General features: G+C 42.8%; 4 protein-coding genes. All 4 read right to left on the bottom strand.

What is annotated here, in order from left to right; all coding sequences use genetic code 11:
* Nucleotides 1–1,661 (bottom strand): bifunctional fucokinase/fucose-1-phosphate guanylyltransferase (locus B2Z67_RS12735; RefSeq protein ID WP_291530215.1); only part of this gene is annotated, 1,661 nt, incomplete at its 3' end.
* A 44-nt stretch (nucleotides 1,662–1,705) separates the two neighbouring features.
* Nucleotides 1,706–3,424, bottom strand: a complete 1,719-nt coding sequence (locus B2Z67_RS12730) for a clostripain-related cysteine peptidase (protein ID WP_291530214.1) — start codon at nucleotides 3,422–3,424, stop codon at nucleotides 1,706–1,708.
* A 54-nt stretch (nucleotides 3,425–3,478) separates the two neighbouring features.
* Nucleotides 3,479–3,889, bottom strand: a complete 411-nt coding sequence (locus B2Z67_RS12725) for a hypothetical protein (protein WP_291530213.1) — start codon at nucleotides 3,887–3,889, stop codon at nucleotides 3,479–3,481.
* Nucleotides 3,890–4,089: 200 nt separating this feature from the next.
* On the bottom strand, nucleotides 4,090–4,950 hold the full coding sequence (locus tag B2Z67_RS12720) for a sigma-70 family RNA polymerase sigma factor (RefSeq protein WP_291530212.1): 861 nt from the start codon (nucleotides 4,948–4,950) through the stop codon (nucleotides 4,090–4,092).
* Between the last annotated feature and the right edge of the window lie 210 nt (nucleotides 4,951–5,160).

Raw genomic sequence — 5,160 nt, 5'->3', positions numbered from 1 at the left:
GAACGTAAAACTGGACACCCTATCAATTTATCTATCTGCGCCCGGAGCATCCGGTTGTGAATACGTTGCATTTGAGGAGCATCATCCGATAAAACATCCGGTTTATTCAACCCCAAGCGATGAAAATCCGAAGCAACATCAGCCAAATCCAACTGATAAAATACGCTCTTTTCATAATTACGTGCCAGCAATCCCCAGTTATCTTTGCGGTAGTCCTCTCTCTGCCTATATAAACGACGCAAATCAGCCTGAGCAGAGATTTCGTCAGCAGAAAGGCGTCGGCTGTTTTGCCAGATTTCCCTGCCTTCCGCCAAGTCCGGTTCCGAAATCATCCAGCGAAGAACTTTTCCCATTTGCCTGATGTCATCAACTACGGGGAACACAGCCGCTGCCTGCAAATCTTCTTTCCTACCGGTAATATCATCCGCAGTCAATCCGCGTTGCGCCAGCCAAGCCGGGAAAGGGATTTCCAGAAACAAAGTCTTTTCATCCCGGATATCTCCTTTGAATATATCATCAAAACCATACGGACGGACTGCCCGGTGTTTTTCTCCAAGAGGCACTACATCTATGCATACCCCGTCAGGAAGTGTCAGCGTCCAGTCATTTTGCGGTACTCCCGTGATAATGTGCCGTGAGCCTATCGTCCACGATGCACCCACAAAGCTATTCTCAATCCAGACATTATCATTCTTTGAAGAAAGAGGAATACGTATTTCGGCATTCTGCACAAAAATAGCAGGATTCGGTTTCACCTTGCGATGCATAATCTGCCGCTGGTCATGCACTTTATTCTGCAGGGTCACGGTCGAAGAAAGTAGTTCACGGCTCGTACCGTAATGATAAAATTCTCCTCCGGATAGCGGCAATATAGCTACGGAAAGTTTATTCAATTCCTCATCAATAATGCACGGATGATTTCCCAGTGACAGGCCGAAATCAGAATATAAGTCATAGTATTTCAAGTCGGAATACGGAATGTCCTTATCCGGCGCACCACTCTCTTTTAGCGAACGTTTCATCAGCAAATCCACCGCCCTGTCGCTTAATAGCCAGATGCCTATATCCATCAGGAAAAGATGTGTCTTAGAAAGATCTTCCAACTTCTGCAAGGATGGTTTCTGAAGCATAAAGTCGAGTTCCTCCGGTTGTTTCCGATCTGAAACGAATACCCCATGATGGGTAGCCAGCGCCGGGTCTACCCACAAACCGTAACACACGACATCTGCGTCCGGTATTTCCTGCAAAGGTTTCTCGGCACGGATATATACGTCGCCACTTGCAATCAGCGTACGTAAACTGTCCGGCGCCCTTTCCATGATTTTTTCATAAAGGGGAAGTTGCAGTGATAGTAAGTTCTGTCCCAGCTTTTGCCCGCGCACCCAACGGAATACCGGTATTGGGGTAAGTATTTTCCCCGAAGGGGCATATCCGGGAAGGCGGCGACTTTGTCCTCCGGCATGCAGTAAGATACGTTTCTCTGTCGAATGTTCTGCTTTTTGATTTCTATGCCATTCCCGTAGTAGCCAGGTTGTTCCTCCGCCCGACCCCAATTTCAAGCCTATGGGGTCAGACGTACAAAACCATTCCGTATGTTCTACATTTTCCAGTTCATAGAATGCCGATACAAGATTAGGCGGCAAGGATAATAATTTTTGCATATCCGGATTAATGCAAATGTAACTTACTGTAATAGTACATCTTATCAATATAGCTTATCAAAACCTGCCGCAGTGTACCATTCCGTAGCGCGATAAACTTCATCAGTAATATTATTAGCCGCCGAAGGAATGTAACAAGATACTCCATTCGTATCTTCCATAGGGAACATCTCAACATAGGCTGAATAATTCTCAGGAGTAGTAGCCCAATATACCACAGCAGCATCATAAACTTGTTTCCACGTTTTGTAGGCTACATCACCGGTAGTTATCTTCTTCATCATACCTGCCAAATCATAGTAACCGACACGACCGCCACGCCGGCAATCATAGTCAAAAACAGAAGAACGAAGCGACGTCACATTAACAGTCGAAGGTAATACTTGCTTCGTTACAGTTGCCAGATTAACCAATTGGCCTGTCTTCAGCGCGCACACTGAGGCTCCACCGGTCCAGTTACTGTTAGAGATTCCCCTACCCGCATCATATTTTGCTTCATAAGGTTCAAAATAAGCATGGGCTACATTCACCGCTATATTTCCGGTAGTAGAGAACATGGCAGGTACAACCACATCATACGAAGCGCCAGGTCCCGGAATTTCTGTCGGAGAGCCAATACAGTAATCCGTATAATCCTGCAATTCATAAGCAACCTCTACCGACTGCATGAAACAAGCATCAAACAATATGAAATCAAAATGAGGAGCAGTTCCCAATATTTCAACAAATTCAGAGATATTCATTCTTTTATCCCCATCACCGGTATCTTGCCCTACCCAGCGGGTACCCGGACGCAAAGGATAAGGAAGCCACCCATCGCCATGCGACCAATAAACCAAGCCATAGCTATCAGCATTATATTTAGGATTCGAGAAAACCTCCGCAAAAACTTCCCGGGTTTCGGATACACCTACCGAATTACGACTCTCGTACGTTTTCACTACCGTTTCAACAACCGTTCCACCCTGTTTTTTCAACTCAAGCAAACGGGGAGATGAACCATCATCTATATATACTAAAAGATGTGCATTCGCATCGGTTACTTTCCCCATACCGATTTTCATTTCAGCTAAATCCTGTAAAGCAAACGATCTGAGAGAATTATCCGCCGCTATATAGGCCAAAACCGTACGGCTTCCTATCGGATTAACTACCGGCTCAACAGTTACCTCACAAGCCGCAGTCTTCGCACCGTCTTCCGTTACAACAACAACAGTGGCAGTTCCTGGCTGCAAAGCCGTAACTTTACCATTTGCGCCAACTATGACTATACTTTTATCACTTGACATCCATATAGCTTTTTTATTAGTGGCATTATCAGGAGTGATAATAGCTTCTAATGTTTCGCTATCTCCTTCTTTTAGGGAAAGTACACTTTTATTCAGAGTAACATCCATTACCCTAATATCAGGATCTACGATACTACCACCACAAACGAGCCTGCAAGTAGCAATCTTTGCTCCATCTTCTGTGACGGCAACAATTATTGCCATTCCATCCTTTAGAGCTGTAACTTTACCATTCACATCAACTGTAGCCACATTCGTATCGCTGGATTTCCAGCTTACTTTTTTATTTGTAGCATTATCAGGAGTGATAATAGCTTCCAAAATTTCACTTCCTCCTTTTTCTAAGGAAAGCTCACTTCGATTCAATATAACATCCGTTACAGCGACAACGTCCGGTTCCGGTTCGTCATCACAACACGCTGCCACCAATACAGAAAGACATATCCAGAAAAGGAAATAAAATTTTATTTTCATGACTACAAATTATAAAATATACAAATCACTCAAATGCCGGGAAAGAAAATAAAATTATTCTTCCGGCTTCTTGAACCTGAAAGCATCAGTATCAATAGGTATCAGCACAATTGACTTGTTTTTCTTATATTTACTTTTCAGTGTCGTAACTTCTTTCGTCAGTTTATTCTTATTCTCAGAAAAGTAAATCATACAAGTATAATCGGCACTCTTTAAATCGTACTCCAAGTAATTTTTCAACTGATACGAATAAAGATCACGCTTGGGCAAAAAACCGCTCTTGTTTAATTTCACGCTATCCAGTACTTGGATATCCGTAAAATATACCACTGTGTCATTGAATGAAGCGGCTACGCCAAACGCATACACAACTTTTTCCTTATCTCCTTTTCCTTTCTTAAGCGAGAATGCAGAACATACCGTAAATACGAATGCTACGGCAAAAAGAACACGAATGTATTTCATAAATAATATAATGTGTTAATGTAATAACATATTAATGCGCCTATTAATTGTGTTATCATGCCTGAATTTTCATCATTATATCGGCATATTAATACTTCAGCACATTGATTCGCGGCAAAGATAACAAAAAAAACCGGCGGTCAAAGCATGACATGCCGGTTTTTAGTTCCTTTTATTTGTCGGAAATTGATATTTCTTATTTATCCTAAATAAGACTTGAGCAGTTTGCTACGATTACTTTGTCTTAATCTTCTTATAGCTTTTTCCTTAATCTGACGAACACGTTCACGGGTCAAACCGAATTTGTCGCCGATTTCTTCTAATGTCATTTCTTGTTGTCCGATACCGAAAAACATCTGAATGATTTCTTTTTCCCTATCGGTTAACGTAGAAAGTGCTCTATCAATTTCCCTCGCAAGAGACTCGTTCACTAAAGAGCGATCCGCCATAGGAGAATCGTCGTTCACCAACACGTCCAGCAGGCTGTTGTCTTCTCCTTCTACAAAAGGCGCGTCCACCGAAATGTGGCGTCCGGACACCTTCAATGTATCAGAGATTTTATCAACAGGGATTTCCAGTTCATCCGCCAGTTCTTCGGGAGAGGGGCGACGTTCGTTTTCCTGCTCGAACTTGGAGAAAGCCTTGCTGATTTTGTTCAACGAGCCTACCTGGTTCAACGGAAGACGCACGATGCGCGACTGTTCTGCCAAAGCCTGCAAAATGGACTGACGTATCCACCATACCGCATAACTGATAAATTTGAAACCACGTGTTTCATCGAACTTTTCGGCAGCCTTAATCAGTCCTAAATTACCCTCATTAATCAAATCAGGCAAACTCAAACCTTGGTTCTGGTACTGTTTGGCTACAGATACAACGAAACGCAGATTGGCACGCGTCAACTTCTCCAGTGCAATACGGTCACCCTTACGGATGCGTTGAGCGAGATCCACTTCCTCTTCAACAGTAATGAGGTCTTCGCGACCGATTTCCTGCAAATACTTGTCAAGAGAAGCGCTCTCTCTGTTAGTGATACTTTTTGTAATTTTAAGTTGTCTCATTCTTATAAAACAGATTTGGGTTGCAAAGTTACGACAATTTCTTCTGTTACAAGCAAACTTGCCCCAACTTTTTTATCTTATTTGCTATCCTGCATCATTCATTGTCGTGGGGGTTAGATGGGTTACAGTATAAATAATAAGTAGCTGTTCATAATTAGTTTATACTATGAATGATAATATAGCGAACCGGAATCTCAATCCGGTTGCTGC

This window comes from Bacteroides sp. UBA939, from assembly GCF_002293435.1.
In the GTDB taxonomy this organism is placed as follows: domain Bacteria; phylum Bacteroidota; class Bacteroidia; order Bacteroidales; family Bacteroidaceae; genus Bacteroides.
Note: the sequence above shows the minus strand (reverse complement) of the source record. Positions and strands in the feature narration are given on the sequence as shown.

Coding starts and splice junctions, on each gene's coding strand:
- B2Z67_RS12725 (WP_291530213.1), bottom strand. CDS start 3,889: ATGAAATACATTCGTGTTCTTTTTGCCGTAGCATTCGTATTTACGGTA.
- B2Z67_RS12730 (WP_291530214.1), bottom strand. CDS start 3,424: ATGAAAATAAAATTTTATTTCCTTTTCTGGATATGTCTTTCTGTATTG.
- B2Z67_RS12720 (WP_291530212.1), bottom strand. CDS start 4,950: ATGAGACAACTTAAAATTACAAAAAGTATCACTAACAGAGAGAGCGCT.